Below are 13840 nucleotides of genomic sequence, written 5' to 3' on the forward strand. Positions count from 1 at the left end.
GAGAGCAGTAGATGCGCATCAACGGTCAAGCCATCGCCAACAGCGATAGTAGTGGAATAAATAATATACGCGTCGAGACCAAAATGCGCCGGTCAACATCCCCAGCACCCCCGCAAGAAATCCACATCAAATGTTTCATGTTCCGGAAAAAGGGCCCGGCCGCCGCTCAATAAATCTTGATGCACGTCTTGACTATTGCCGCGCGCGCCATGTCACGATGGAGGAGCAAGCGAGAGACACACAATGGGGGTGGTCTCGTGCTCAAAGAAATATTCGTTACCGGGGCCCTGGTGGCGACCGCCATCGTCCCTTCGGCCGCCGCACTGGCCCAGCCTGACAAGGCCCGCGCGCTCGGCAACGCCGCCGCATCCACCTCGCTCACCCACTGCACTTCGGCAAGCACCGGCAAGCCGTGCAAATGGCTGGAAGGAAAGTACAAGAAGTGCCTGTGGTGCAAGTCGAAGAAGGGCGGATACACGCGTAGTTACTGCGAGGACAAGAGCTCGGGATCCCCGGGGAACATGGGCTCGCCAGGAAAGGCGCCCGAGAAACCGAAGCAAGAGGGAATCCTCTGCAAGGGAGATCTCGACGACGCCGGCACCTCCTGCACAAGGTGCGTCAACCTCAAGACCGGAAAGATATTCTCCACCACCTGCAAGGGAGAAAAGCCAGGAGACCCGGCTCCCTAGTTCCCGTCCCTGAAGAGGATCCTTGGGCATAGGCGTCGCGACGCGCGGCCCCTATGCCCGCACAGGCACGAGGCCACCCGTCCCTTGCCCTATTCTTGGGCCGGAGAACGCCCAGGGACAGGGAGAGACTTCTTCGGTGAAGCAAGGTCCAGCCAATCTCCCCGCCACCCACCTCGACGCCGTGCTCGAACGCTTCACCTACGGCCCGAACGAGGAGAGCGGCTACTCGATCGCGCGGGTGGCGACCGAGCGGTCGGGCGCCGAACTGCTGACGGTGGTGGGACCGCTGCTGGGCGCGCAGGTGGGGGAGTCGCTGCGGCTGAGCGGCCGCTGGACCTCCCACCCCAAGTACGGCAAGCAGTTCGAGGTCTGGTCCTACACCACCGTGCTGCCGGCCACCATCCAGGGCATCCGCCGCTACCTGGGCTCCGGCCTGATCAAGGGCATCGGCCCGAAGATGGCCGAAAGGATCGTCGACCACTTCGGCACCGACACCCTCGAGGTGATCGAGCAGACGCCCGAGCGACTGGTCGAAGTGCCGGGCCTGGGACCCAAGCGGACCAAGCTGATCGCCGCCGCCTGGGAGGAACAGAAGATCATCAAAGAGGTGATGATCTTCCTTCAGGGTGTCGGCGTGTCCACCTCGATCGCGGTGCGCATCTTCAAGCAGTACGGCGAGAGCTCCATCTCCGTGGTCAAGAGCCGCCCGTACCAGCTGGCCGACGACGTGTGGGGCATCGGCTTCAAGACCGCCGACACCATCGCCCAGGCGGTCGGCATCCCGCACGACAGCCCCGAACGCGTCAAGGCCGGGCTGCGCTACACCCTGTCCCAGGCGGCCGACGACGGCCACTGCTACCTGCCCGCGCCCAACCTCGTCGGCGACGCCGTCAAGATCCTGGAGGTGCCCGCCGACCTGGTCGCCGGCTGCCTGGAGGAGCTGGTCGCCGAGGAGGGCGTGGTACGCGAGCAGATCCCGGCCGGCGACACCATCGTGCCGGCGGTCTACCTGGTGCCCTTCCACCGGGCCGAGCTGTCGCTTGCCTCGGCGCTGCTGTCGCTGCTGCGCGGCGGCCATGACCGGCTGGCCGCCTTCGCCGAGGTCGACTGGGAGCGGGCCGAGCAGTGGCTGCGCGGCCAGAGCGGCGCGGAGCTGGCCGCCGAGCAGCGCCAGGCCGTACGGCTGGCGCTGACGGAGAAGGTCGCGGTGCTGACCGGCGGGCCGGGCTGCGGCAAGAGCTTCACCGTGCGCTCCATCGTGACGCTGGCCCGCGCCAGACGGGCCAAGGTGATCCTGGCCGCGCCCACCGGCCGGGCCGCCAAAAGGCTCGCCGAGCTGACCGGCCATGAGGCGACCACCGTTCACCGGCTGCTGCAGCTGCGGCCCGGCGGGGATGCCACCTTCGACCGCGACAACCCCCTGGACGCCGACCTGGTCGTCGTCGACGAGGCCTCCATGCTCGACCTGCTGCTGGCCAACAAGCTCGTCAAGGCGGTCGCGCCCGGCACGCACCTGCTGTTCGTGGGGGATGTGGACCAGCTGCCCTCGGTCGGCGCGGGTGAGGTGCTGAAGGACCTGCTGGCCGCCGAGGACATCCCCCGCGTACGGCTGACGCAGATCTTCCGCCAGGCGCAGGAGTCGGGCGTGGTGGTCAACGCCCACCGCGTCAACACCGGCCTGCACCCGAAGCTGGAGGGCATGACGGACTTCTTCCTGTTCCCGTGCGAGGAACCGGAGGAGATCGCGGCGCTGACGGTCGATGTGGTGGCCCGGCGCATCCCGCGCAAGTTCGGCCTCAACGCCCGCCGCGACATCCAGGTGCTGGCCCCCATGCACCGCGGCGCCGCCGGGGCCGGCGCGCTCAACATCGCGCTGCAGGAGGCCCTGACCCCCTCGCGCGAGGACCTGCCCGAACGCCGCTACGGCGGGCGCGTCTTCCGCGTCGGCGACAAGGTCACCCAGCTGCGCAACAACTACGACAAAGGCGCGGCGGGGGTCTTCAACGGCACCGTCGGCATCGTCGTCGACATCCGTCCCGACGAGCAGAAGCTGATCGTCTCCACCGATGAGGACGAGCAGGTCGACTACGCCTTCGACGAACTGGACGAGCTGGCCCACGCCTACGCCGTCTCCATCCACCGCTCCCAGGGCAGCGAGTACCCGGCCGTGGTCATCCCCCTGGCCACCAGCGCCTGGATGATGCTGCAGCGCAACCTGCTCTACACCGCGATCACCCGGGCCAAGCGGCTGGTCGTCATCGTCGGGTCCCGGCGCGCGCTGGCGCAGGCCGTACGGACCAAGGGGGCCGGGCGGCGCCACACCAGCCTGACCCACCGCCTGGCCCAGCACTGAGGATTTCGCCTCATTACTCCTGTTGCGCCCGGCTGACCTGGGGTTCCCAGCAACAAGTGATTTAAATGTTACCGAACTATCCCAAACTCCTCCGCGTCTTACATGCAGGAGCATTAAGGTCTTTGACATTGAGTTTGCTGTTATGGGGGAGAGGACTGACTTGAACGTCAAGCCCGGTTGGAGGACGCCCGTCACGGGCATGGCCCTGCTCGCGGCCGCGGCACTGACCGCGTCCTGCTCGAGCGCTCCCCCCGCTCCGGGCAACGCCGACGCGGCCAAGGCGACCACCTCCGCGACCCCGGAAGCGCCGACGATCAAGATCTCACCCGCCGAGGGCAGCTCGAAGATCAGCCCCGACAAGAAGATCGTCGTGACCGCCGCCGGCGGCACCCTGGAAGAGGTCACGGCCGAAGGCGGCGGCAAGAGCGTCGAGGGCACCTTCAACGCCGACAAGACCAAATGGGTCTCCAAGGGCGCCCTGCTGCCCTCCAGCTCCTACAACGTCAGCGCCAAGGCCGGCGTGACCAGCGCCGCCAGCACCTTCAAGACGCTCAAGCCCGAGCGCGAACTGCAGGTCGCCGACGTCACGCCGAGCGCCAAGGGGGAGACGGTCGGCGTGGGGGCGCCGATCATCGTCACCTTCAACCAGCCCGTCAGCGAGAAGGCCACCGTCGAACGCGCCCTGGAGGTCGAGGCGCAAAAGCCCGTCGACGGCGCCTGGCGCTGGATCAACGACACCACCGTCATCTACCGCACCGCCAAGTACTGGCCCGCCCACCAGAAGGTGACCTTCAACGCCCGCCTTACCGGCGTCAAGGGCGGCAAGGGCATGTACGGCGTCAAGGACTCCGCCACCACCTTGAAGATCGGCGCCCGCGTGATCAGCAAGGTCGACACCAAGAAGCACATGATGTACGTCTACCGCGACGGCAAGCGCGTGCAGACGATGCGCATCAGCGCCGGCATGGCCACCACCCGCGAGTACACCACCACCTCCGGCGTCCACCTGACCATGGAGCGCGGCAACCCGGTCCGCATGATCTCGCCCGGCCGCAAGAAGGGCGACCCCGGCTACTACGACGTCATGATCAACCACGCCGTGCGGATCTCCAACTCCGGCGAGTACGTCCACGCCAAGGACAACGTCTGGGCCCAGGGCCGCTCCAACGTCAGCCACGGCTGCATCAACTCCCGCCCCGACCAGGCCCTGTGGTTCTACAACCACTTCCAGCGCGGTGACGTCGTCGACATCAAGGGCACCACCCGTGACCTGGAGTGGAACAACGGCTGGGGCTTCTGGCAGCTGCCCTTCTCCAAGTGGAAGAAGGGCAGCGCCCTGTAGGCAGGCCGCGCTACTACGAACGCCGCGGGCTGATCGCCCAACCGGCGCGCAGCCCCGGCGGGCACCGCACCCCGGACCTGCGCGAGCGCGCCCGAACAAAGATCGCTGAGGTGGACGCGCGGATCGCCGACCTGGCCACGAGCCGTACCTCTGAGGAGAACTGAGGGCGCCTGCGGAGCACGGTCGTGTTCTCCCAGCGCGGCGCGGTGAGCGTGGTCGAGGCAACGTACGTGGTCCTGAATGGATGGCAGCCAAACGGGGGTCAGCCGTTGGTGACCCAGTCCATGTGTTCGATCCAGTGGTCGAGCAGCGCCCGATCCCCCTGCGATTCCAGCGTCGGAGCCATATCCAGGGGGCGACGCCTGCTGATCACGAGCAGGAGCTCGACGGCTGGGCCGCGTACCACGACGTCCGCCTTGGTGTGCGCGCGCTCCAGCACGATCATGTCCGGTTCCCGGCGTACCACCCATTCCCCCGGCGCGTCGGTTGCGTGGAAACGCAGAATCTGACCGCCTCCGCGCATCGCATCGGCGAAGCCCGGCCTGTTCTCCCAATAGCCGCGGGAAGTCATCATCTCCAGCCAGTCATCGATGGCCGCAACGGCGAGCTCCGAGGCCAACTCGTACCGCATGCCGAGCGCCGCGGCCGCGTCCGCGCGATGCACGCACGCCTCGCCGAACAGCCGACGTGACCAGAACCGCACGCCGGCGGTGCCGCCCGACGGATCCCACACCGGTGTGTCATCGGCGACCGATGCGAACGCCTGTCTCGCCTCGGCCGTGCCGTCGCTCAGCCAGGCGCGCCACTGGCCCGAATCGGTCGGACCCGGAACGTAGCCGGCGTACGCCCTGCTCGGCTCGGTCATCTGCTCGCCCACGAGCATCGCCACCATACGCTGTGTCCCGCCGACATGGCCGACAAGATCGGCCAGCGTCCACTTCGGACATGTCGGCACCGGGGCCGCCGCATCCCTGCCGTGCACCCAATCGGCGAACGCACTCGTCTGCTCGACAACGGCCTTCACATACGCGGGTGTTTCCATCGTGCACCTCCAGGTGGCCTGTAGGCGGCGTTCAGGACGAACCGCGCCCGGCGCTCGCGGGTGATCTCTTTCGTTGACTGACCAAAGCATAAGAGAACAAGCCTTGGCGGGACATTGTCCGGACATTGTCCAGGCTTTGGAGGGGCGGCAAAATAAAGGCGGCGGTGGTTATGCAGCTAACGCGGGAGGTCTGGCCGGCTGTCCTCCCGCGCCGCAGAACAGAAGGTGAGCCATACCCGGTGATGCAGGAACAGGTGAGAGGGGATGGTGCCATGGAACCGGGTTACGTCCTGGCCGGCTATCGGGTCGCTACACGCGCTGATCGGCGAGATCGGCGGGAGAGCTGCCTTCCTGGTCCTTGTGTGCTGTCGCTGAGCGGCTGCGTGGTGGACCTGGTGCCAGTAGATGCCAGTGGTTGGGATGACTGGTTCGCCAGTCCCCACGAGGCTGAGGTCGCCCGAGATCAGGCCGGCAGGTCGGGGTTGCACGTGCTCGGGGTCGGATTCGCCGCCACCGATGTTCGCGGGCTGCTGGCCGATATGGCCGACGGCGGCTGGGACGCCTCGGCCGGCAGCCTCCCGGAACGGCTGACCCGGCGTGAGAACCTCCCCGACTCCGGCCACCGGCGACTGGGTTTCGAACTGGTCGGTTTCGACAGCGGAAGCTGGCACACCTGGATCTGCATCGGAAACCTCGTCACCGACGTCCACCAGGCCACGGGCGTCCAGCCCGGACCCAGTGGGCTGATCCAGGACGAGCAAGACGCGCGCCGGGCCGCTCAATGGCTCACCGACTCAGGCCTCGGCGATCCCAAGGTGTTCCTGTGGGCGGCCGCACTTCTCACGGACACCCCGCGAGCGACCCTCCAGAGCGAGGAATAGCACCCGGTCGCAAGCGCAAGACCGGCCTGATCACAAGCGATCTCTCAACAGATGTGACGGCAACTCCGGCTCACCATTTCCGAGAACACGGACAGCAGCCATCGCTACGCAGAGCCACCCTGCGCCCGGTCGGCCCGACCCGAGCGGTGGGCCGGAAGGGCCGCCGCCCGTCGATCGCAAAGAGTGATTGTTCATAACTTTGAGTAGTGTTACAGTGCGGATGCCGGTTCACCGCCTCCCCGAAGGAGCGCCATGTCCGTGCCCGACGTTCTCGCCCGGAAATTCGACAAGAGATTCACCTTGTACGACGCCGACGGTGACGGTGTGCTCACCAGGGACGACTTTCAGATCGCGGCCACGAGATTCCTGGCGGCCTTCGGCGTGCCGCCCGACTCCGCCAAAGGCAGGGACGTGGTGGCCGCCTACGCCAGCATGTGGAACGCCCTGATCCACAGTGCCGACGACGACAGCGACGGACACCTGTCGCGCGCGGAGTTCGTCGCCTACCTGGCCGGCCAGGAGTTCCGCACCAGCGGCTACGCGGCGACCGCCGGCCGGATCGCCGAGTCCGTCCTGACCGTCTGCGATACCGACGGCGACGGCCGCATCTCCTATGAGGAGTTCGCCGCCATCCCCGGCATCTGCGCTCTGCCCGACGCCGAGCGGCGCGAGGTCTTCGATCGGCTCGACACCGACGGCAGCGGGCATCTCGACATCGGCGAGATCCACGCCGCGCAGCGCGACTTCTACGACAGCACCGACCCGGGCGCGCCCGGCAACCTGATCTTCGGCCGACTCTGAGGAGCCACAGGTGGAGCACCCCCCGCAGCCGGACGGCCACTGCCGTGTCATTCGTTCCGCTTTGATGTACGAGGGCAAGCAGCATCTGCAGTTCTTCGCCGGTATCGCCGCCGAGACCGTGGGCGCGCGCAACATCTGCATGCACCTGCAGACGATCCCTCCCTCGGGCAGCGGCCGGGCCCACAAGCACGACCATCACGAGACCGCCATCTACGTCATCAAGGGCGCGGTAGGCGCCTGGTACGGCGAGAACCTGGAGCATTACCTGCAAGCGCGCCAAGGGGAGTTCATCTACATCCCCGCGAGCATGCCGCACATGCCGGTCAACCTCAGTGACAGCCAGCCCGCCGAAGTCGTCCTGGCCCGCACCGATCCGCGCGAGCAGGAGAGCACGATCCTGCTGCCCGACCTGGAGAGCCGCCGGCCCCCTGCCGACGACCTCGGGGCCGGCTGAGCGGCGGGTCCGCCCCGAGGGCCTTTCAGATGGCCAGGGTGGCGGCGATGCCGTTGAGGACGAAGGTGAGGCCGGTTTCGAACTGCCACTGCGCGTCGTCCTTGCGGGTGGCGGCGTGCAGGTAGCGCTTGAAGGTGGGATAGCGGCCGGTGCGCATGTGCCAGATCATCTGCGGCGCGAGTTCGGAACGCAGTTCGTCGCCGTCGGACCAGCCCTGCTCGTGCATGAGGGTCCGTACGGCGCTCTCGTCGGTCAAGGCGCCGTGAACGTAGGCGTCCACGGCGCGAAAGACGCTCATCATCGCGTCGTCGTCCAGGCCCAGGCCATCCAGCGCTGACAGGGCCTGCTCGGCGAGGCTCATCCTGTTGGGCGTCAGGGAGAGCCTGGCCTGCGGGGGCAGCTGGGCCAGCCACAGGTGGCGGAGCATGAGGTCACGGGTGCGCAGCGCCAGGGTCCGCATGCTCTGGCGCCACTCCTGGCCGGCGGGCAGCTGAAAGCCGGCGTAGACGTGGTCGACCATCAGCTCCAGCAGGTCGTCCTTGCCCGAGACGTGGCGGTAGGGCGCCATGGGGGCGACGCCCAGTTCGGTGGCCAGGCGGCGCATGGTGATGGCCTCCAGGCCTTCGGCGTCGGCGATCTGGACCGCGGTCGTGGCGATGCGCTGCGGGGAGAGCGTCTGGCGCTGCGCGGGGGCGGGGCGTTCCAGGCGCTCCCACAGTGACGCGCGCGGCTTGTCGTTCTCGGTGGCCATGGTGTGCGGCTTCCCTCCAGCTTGTCGTGCGATACAACGTATCAAGAGTAGACAACGTACACATCGCTGTGTACGTTGTATCTCGCTCGGATACGTCGTACACACAAGGAAGTGACCCTCTCATGAACGACAACCCCCTGAAGATCGCGGTCATCCTCGGCAGCACCCGCGAGGGCCGATTCGGCACGGGCGTGGCCGCCTGGGTCGTCGACCACATCGCCCAGCGCGCCGACATGAGCGCCGACCTCGTCGATCTGGTCGAAACCCCGCTGCCGACCGTTTTCCCCGTGCTCGGGCAGCCGCCGGCCGCCCAGGAGGACAAGGATCTGCTCGCGGCCGTATCACCACGGCTGGCGGCGGCCGACGCCTTCGTCATCGTCACCCCGGAGTACAACCACAGCTTCCCCGCGGCGCTGAAGAACGCCATCGACTGGCACTCGCGGCAATGGCACGCCAAGCCGGTCGGCTTCGTCTCCTACGGCGCCTTCTCCGCCGGGCTGCGCGCGGTCGAGCAGCTGCGCCTGGTGCTGGCCGAGCTGCACGCGGTCACCATCCGCGACGGCGTCGGCTTCCAGCGGGCCTGGGAGCAGTTCGACGGGGAGGGCAAGGCCGTCGATCCGGCCGCCGACGCCGCCGCCAAGACCATGCTCGACCAGCTCGCCTGGTGGGCGCACGCCCTGCGCGAGGCCAAGGCCGTCCGCCCCTACGCCGCCTGAACCCCGATGAACGACCGCCTGCCCTACCTCGCGGTGTTCGGCCTGTTGCTCGGCATGTTCCTGGCGATGCTGGACGGCCTGATCGTGGGCACCGCGCTGCCCACGATCGTGGGCGACCTCGGCGGCCTGGACCACCTGCCCTGGGTGGTGACCGCCTACATGCTCGCCGGCGCGGCCACCACCCCGATCTGGGGCAAACTCGGCGACCTGTACGGCCGCAAGGCCACCTTCGTCACCGCGATCGCGCTCTTCCAGGCCGGCTCCGCCCTGTCGGGCCTGGCCCAGGACATGGGGCAGCTCATCGCCTTCCGCGCCGTCCAGGGCCTGGGCGCGGGCGGGCTGATGGTCGGCGCGCTGGCCATCATCGGCGTGCTCGTCCCGCCACGTCACAGCGGCCGCCTGCAGTCGATGATCGGCCTCATCATGCCGATCGCCTACGTCGGCGGCCCGCTCGTCGGCGGGCTGCTCACCGACTACCTGAGCTGGCGCTGGACCTTCTACGTCAACCTGCCCCTCGGCGCGCTCGCGCTGCTGATCATCGCCACCCGCATCCACCTGCCCTCCATCGAGCGCGTGAGAGTCCGCATCGATTACGGGGGCGCGGCCCTGCTCACCACCGCCATCGTGGCCCTGACCCTGCTGAGCACCTGGGGCGGAAGCGCCTACTCCTGGTTCTCACCCCAGATCCTCGCCCTCGCCGCGGCCGGCGTTCTCGCCTTGGCCGCATTCGTGGCCGTCGAACGGCGCGCCGCCGAACCGGTCATCCCGCCCCGCCTGTTCCACGACCGCGACTTCACCCTCGCCCAGATCCTCAGTTTCCTGGTCGGCGCGATCATGCTCAGCGTGACCACCTACCTGCCGCAGTACCTGCAGTTCGTCCAGGGATCCTCGCCCGCGGCCAGCGGCATGCTGCTGCTGCCCCTGATGTTCGGCATGCTCGGCGCGCAACTGATCACCGGCCGTCTGATCAGCCGAAACGGCCGCTACCGCCGCTATCCGATCCTCGGCGGCGCACTGACGGTCGCGGGGGCCCTGGCCCTGCTGCTGCTCGACGTCGGCACTGCGGCCTCGGCGGCCTCGGCGCTCAGCCTGGTCATCGGGGCCGGGATGGGGCTGGTGATGCAGAGTACGACGCTGATCACGATGAACAGCGCCGGCCCCCGGGACATGGGCGCCGCCAGCGGGACGCTCACCCTGCTGCGCACCATCGGCGGTTCGCTGGGCATCGCGCTGCTGGGCGGCCTGTACGCGGGCACCATGCGGGCCGATCTCAGCGCCCGCCTCGGCCCGGCGGCGGCCGAACGGCTGACCACCGGCGGCGAACTCACGCCGCAGTTGCTGCCCGGCCTGCCCGCTCTGGCTGGCGAGGCCGTCCGGCAGGCCGTCACCAGTGGCTTGCACGCCGTCCTCATCGGCGCCGCCGTGCTCGCGCTGATCGCCTTCGCGGCGTCCTGGCTCGTGCGCGAAACCCCGCTCCGCGACCACGCCCCAGCCCCGGGGGAGAGCGGTGAGGCGGCCAGCCTGTCCGCCGGAAAGGCGACATGAGCGAGGCGGCCCTGTGACAACCTGTTCTCACGCAGGTGGGAGCAGGGGCGCGTTCTGGGAAATGTTCGTGGGACCAATCGACATGGGCGAACGTCACAAGATGTGACGCTGACCCGGTTCTGTTCCCCCCACCGGCATGCCATGTTCGGTTCGTCCTCGCGGCTCACCGAAGTCTGAAGATCAGTCCACTGCGGTTGCCTGCGACCACACGGCCTGCCAGCGTCCCTCGCGCAGCTCATAGCAATCGGTATGCCAGCAGGTCAGGAACAGAAAGTCTCCATGATCTGCGGAAACGCCGATCCGCGCCCGGTAGCGCACAATGGCCAACTGGTCGCTGCTGCGAACGACGATGTCCGAGACGGCCTCGAATACCTGGTAGCGAAGGTGTCCAGAGGCGATGTCGCCCAGGTACTCCTCCTTCGACAGCGCAATGCCCCGCGGAGTGATCAGCTGATAGTCATCCGCGTGCAGGACGTCCGCAGCCGCCATGTCTCTGGTGACCAGCGAACGCAGGCGCTGCCGCTCGATGTCACGCATCGTCTCGGCTTCTGGCCTCATTCCGCCTCGTCTCTCCGGCTTGTCGGCCGTCTCCTCATCGAACGATCAAGATCCTATGGTCATGCGGCAGGCTGACGAGACAGCGTAGACCGCGCGGTGCTCGTCGATGGTCGGGTCGCGGGCCTCAGGCTCCTAAGGTCGCCCACTCCCGGACCCCTCACCCCACCCCACTTCAAGATCGTGAACGCTGGAGATCCGAGGGTTGGCCGTACCTCCTACGACCCGCGGACGGCACAGGACATCATCGAGACCGGACTGCTGACCCGCCCGGAAGCACTGCCGATTCTGTCTCCCGCCGCTGAGGACGCCTGAGCAACCCGCCCCCCTCAATTACGTAGAGCTACCTTGCGTCCGGTCGGGCCGACCCGAGCGGTGGGCCCTTCCGCTGTGGGTGAAGCGGTTGCGCCGTGGGCGATGAGGGGCTGCCGCGCACGAGGAAGGACGGCAGGGTGAGTCCAAGACCACGACGAGCGCAGAGGTGGACACCATGGCGATCGCGCAAGTGCTGGGGCCCGGCCGGTGGCTGGCGGCGGAGGTCCGCGACAGCGACACCTGGAGGCTTCCGCTCAGCGAGGAGCATCGGCTCGAGGTGCTCGAAGCCGTACGGGCGGTGGAGACGGTCGGGACGCCGCTGCGGCAGATCACCCCGGACGGCTTCGCGCTGCCCACGCTCGGGCCGCTGCTGCGGCGAGTGCGTGAAGAGGTCGTGGACGGTCACGGGTTCGCCCTGCTCCAGGGGGTGCCCGTCGGCCAGATGAGCGAGCGGCAGCGCGAGATCGCCGGGCTCGGCCTCGGCTGCCACATCGGCTCGATCGCCTCGCAGGGACCCGGCCCGGTGCCGCTGGTGCACGTACGAGACACCGGCGCCGACCCCTCCCAGCCACGTACCCGCAGCTACCAGCACAGCGGGCGGCTCGGCTTCCACAGCGACCCCACCGACGTCGTCGCCCTGCTGTGCCTGCGCCCGGCCAGGTCGGGCGGCCTCAGCGCCCTCGTCAGCTCCGTGGCGGTGCACAACGAGGTCGTCCGGACCCGCCCCGACCTGGCCGAGGTGCTGTACCAGCCGTGGTGGCACGACCGGCGCACCGGCGATGGCCCCGACAGCTTCTACACCAAGCCGCTGTGCACGCCACGCCAGGACGGCAGGGTGTCGATCTCCTACGGGCCCGACTACATGCGCTCGGCCCAGCGCGGCGCCTGCGTGCCGCCGTTGACCCCGGCGCAGGGGGAGGCGATGGACCTGCTCGACCGGCTGACCCACGACTCCCGGTTCGTGCTCACCATGGACCTGCGCGAGGGCGACATGCAGTTGCTCAACAACCACGTCGTCCTGCACGGCCGCACCGCCTACCAGGACCATCCCGAGCCGGATCGCCGCCACCTCATCCGCCTGTGGTTCATCACCGGCTGAGAGGCCGGGGCAGGCCGCTCGTCACCAGGTGACCCACACGTCCTGCAGCCCCCCGGACAGCAGCCCCGTACGCAGGCGCAGATCACCGGGAGCATCGCGCAGCCCCAGCCCGGGCAGCCGCCGGGCCAGCGTGCCGAGCACGACCTGCAGCTCCATCCGGGCCAGCGGCTGGCCGAGGCAGAAGTGCGGCCCCGCGCCGAACGCCAGATGCTGGCCGGCGTTGTCGCGGCGCGCGTCGAAGTGGTCGGGATCGGGGAACTTGCGCGGATCCCGGTTGGCCGCGGGCCGGCACGGGATCAGCGTCGTGCCCGCGCCGACCTTCACCCCGCCGAAGTCGGCCTCCTCGGTCGCCACCCGCGGCATGCCGATCACGCTGAGCGTGGTGTCCAGCCGCAGGACCTCCTCGACCGTGCCCGGGATCAGCTCCGGGTCCTCGACCACCGCCGCGTAGGGCTCCGGCTCCGACAGCAGCATCGCCACCATGATCCCGATCATGTTCGACGTCGTCTCGTGCCCGGCCAGCAGCAGCGCCTGCACGGTCGCGATCAGCTCCTCATGGCTGAGCCGCCCGTCCTGGCTGTCGGAGATCTGTGTGAGCTCGCTGAGCATGTCATCGCCCGGCGCCGCACGCTTGTCATCCACCAGATCCGACACATACGCCCCGAACTCCTCATACGCCTTCTCCACCTCCGACTGCTCGTAGCGGGTCAGCGTCAGCATCACCTGCGACCAGTGCGCGAACTTGTCCTGATCCTCACTCGGCGCCCCCACCAGGGCGCAGATGACCCGCACCGGCAGCGGCAGGCCCAGCTCGCGCGACAGGTTCGCCGGAGATCCGCCGGCCAGCATGCCGTCCACCAGCTCATCGGCCATCCGCTGCACCCGCGGCCGCCACCCCTCGATCTTGCGGATGGTGAACGAAGGGGTCAGCAGCCGCCGCCACCGCCGGTGCCCGGTCCCGGCGATCATGCTCCCGCTCGCCATGCCGCGGGCGAAGATCCCGCCGTCGGCGGTGGTGGACACCCGCGCGGCCCCGGCGCCGCCGCGGCTGAAGCGCGGGTCGGTCAGCAGCGTGCGCACATCGTCGTAGCGGGTCACCAGCTCGGCGGTGTCGCCGCTGGGCAGCTGTACGTGCGCCACGGGGCAGCCGCCCTGCAGCTGGGCCCACTCCTGCGGCGGCCGCAGGGCCTCGGTCCGGTCGAAGGGATAACGGGAGACGGGTTCGGCGGTCATGGTGGCGCCCTCCTGCTGACTGATGGACACCCAAGATTCTAAGGCGACAGCCTTAAATCTTGAC

General features: G+C 68.5%; 14 protein-coding genes. 10 read left to right on the forward strand and 4 right to left on the reverse strand.

Translation table 11 applies throughout. From position 1 onward, the window contains the following. Positions 1-257 precede the first annotated feature (257 nt). The 4 genes from AB0B61_RS34375 (at position 258) to AB0B61_RS34390 (ending at position 4548) form a co-directional block, all read left to right on the forward strand. Positions 258-689, forward strand: a complete 432-nt coding sequence (locus AB0B61_RS34375) for a hypothetical protein (protein WP_358440893.1) — start codon at positions 258-260, stop codon at positions 687-689. A gap of 136 nt (positions 690-825) precedes the next feature. Next, positions 826-3042 carry an ATP-dependent RecD-like DNA helicase gene (locus AB0B61_RS34380; RefSeq protein WP_358440896.1) on the forward strand — a complete coding sequence of 739 codons (2217 nt, stop codon included), beginning with the start codon at positions 826-828 and terminating at the stop codon, positions 3040-3042. Positions 3043-3202: 160 nt separating this feature from the next. Further along, positions 3203-4384 carry an Ig-like domain-containing protein gene (locus AB0B61_RS34385; RefSeq protein WP_358440899.1) on the forward strand — a complete coding sequence of 394 codons (1182 nt, stop codon included), beginning with the start codon at positions 3203-3205 and terminating at the stop codon, positions 4382-4384. Then, entirely contained in the window at positions 4360-4548 is a 189-nt protein-coding gene (locus tag AB0B61_RS34390) for a hypothetical protein (RefSeq protein ID WP_358440902.1), read from the forward strand. Before AB0B61_RS34385 ends, AB0B61_RS34390 begins: the two co-directional genes overlap by 25 nt. Positions 4549-4646: 98 nt before the next feature. Here the strand turns inward: AB0B61_RS34390 and AB0B61_RS34395 are convergent, their stop codons facing one another. Then, positions 4647-5426, reverse strand: coding sequence for a maleylpyruvate isomerase family mycothiol-dependent enzyme (locus AB0B61_RS34395; protein WP_358440904.1), 780 nt, complete (start codon positions 5424-5426; stop codon positions 4647-4649). Positions 5427-5788: 362 nt separating this feature from the next. On the opposite strand from AB0B61_RS34395, the gene AB0B61_RS34400 reads away from it, so the two are divergent. The 3 genes from AB0B61_RS34400 to AB0B61_RS34410 all read left to right on the forward strand — a co-directional run bounded on the left by AB0B61_RS34400 (position 5789) and on the right by AB0B61_RS34410 (position 7562). Further along, entirely contained in the window at positions 5789-6307 is a 519-nt protein-coding gene (locus tag AB0B61_RS34400; protein WP_358440907.1) for a hypothetical protein, read from the forward strand. Positions 6308-6559: 252 nt separating this feature from the next. Then, on the forward strand, positions 6560-7108 hold the full coding sequence (locus AB0B61_RS34405) for an EF-hand domain-containing protein (RefSeq protein WP_358440910.1): 549 nt from the start codon (positions 6560-6562) through the stop codon (positions 7106-7108). 10 nt (positions 7109-7118) lie between these two features. Further along, a complete protein-coding gene (locus AB0B61_RS34410; protein ID WP_358440912.1) occupies positions 7119-7562 on the forward strand; it encodes a cupin domain-containing protein in 444 nt (147 codons plus the stop codon). A gap of 25 nt (positions 7563-7587) precedes the next feature. On the opposite strand, the gene AB0B61_RS34415 is transcribed toward AB0B61_RS34410, so the two are convergent. Then, positions 7588-8313 carry a TetR/AcrR family transcriptional regulator C-terminal domain-containing protein gene (locus AB0B61_RS34415; RefSeq protein WP_358440915.1) on the reverse strand — a complete coding sequence of 242 codons (726 nt, stop codon included), beginning with the start codon at positions 8311-8313 and terminating at the stop codon, positions 7588-7590. 122 nt (positions 8314-8435) lie between these two features. On the opposite strand from AB0B61_RS34415, the gene AB0B61_RS34420 reads away from it, so the two are divergent. Beyond that, positions 8436-9029 (forward strand): NAD(P)H-dependent oxidoreductase, encoded by a 594-nt coding sequence (locus AB0B61_RS34420; protein ID WP_358440920.1) that lies wholly within the window; start codon positions 8436-8438, stop codon positions 9027-9029. A gap of 6 nt (positions 9030-9035) precedes the next feature. Continuing rightward, positions 9036-10574, forward strand: coding sequence for an MDR family MFS transporter (locus AB0B61_RS34425; protein ID WP_358440922.1), 1539 nt, complete (start codon positions 9036-9038; stop codon positions 10572-10574). Between the two features lie 180 nt (positions 10575-10754). On the opposite strand, the gene AB0B61_RS34430 is transcribed toward AB0B61_RS34425, so the two are convergent. Beyond that, entirely contained in the window at positions 10755-11111 is a 357-nt protein-coding gene (locus AB0B61_RS34430; RefSeq protein WP_358440924.1) for a nuclear transport factor 2 family protein, read from the reverse strand. Positions 11112-11619: 508 nt separating this feature from the next. Between AB0B61_RS34430 and AB0B61_RS34435 the strand changes: the two genes are divergently transcribed. After that, positions 11620-12543 carry a TauD/TfdA family dioxygenase gene (locus tag AB0B61_RS34435; RefSeq protein ID WP_358440926.1) on the forward strand — a complete coding sequence of 308 codons (924 nt, stop codon included), beginning with the start codon at positions 11620-11622 and terminating at the stop codon, positions 12541-12543. Between the two features lie 21 nt (positions 12544-12564). Here the strand turns inward: AB0B61_RS34435 and AB0B61_RS34440 are convergent, their stop codons facing one another. Next, on the reverse strand, positions 12565-13806 hold the full coding sequence (locus AB0B61_RS34440) for a cytochrome P450 (protein WP_358440928.1): 1242 nt from the start codon (positions 13804-13806) through the stop codon (positions 12565-12567). Between the last annotated feature and the right edge of the window lie 34 nt (positions 13807-13840).

Source organism: Nonomuraea sp. NPDC049158 (assembly GCF_040648335.1).
Classification (GTDB): domain Bacteria; phylum Actinomycetota; class Actinomycetes; order Streptosporangiales; family Streptosporangiaceae; genus Nonomuraea.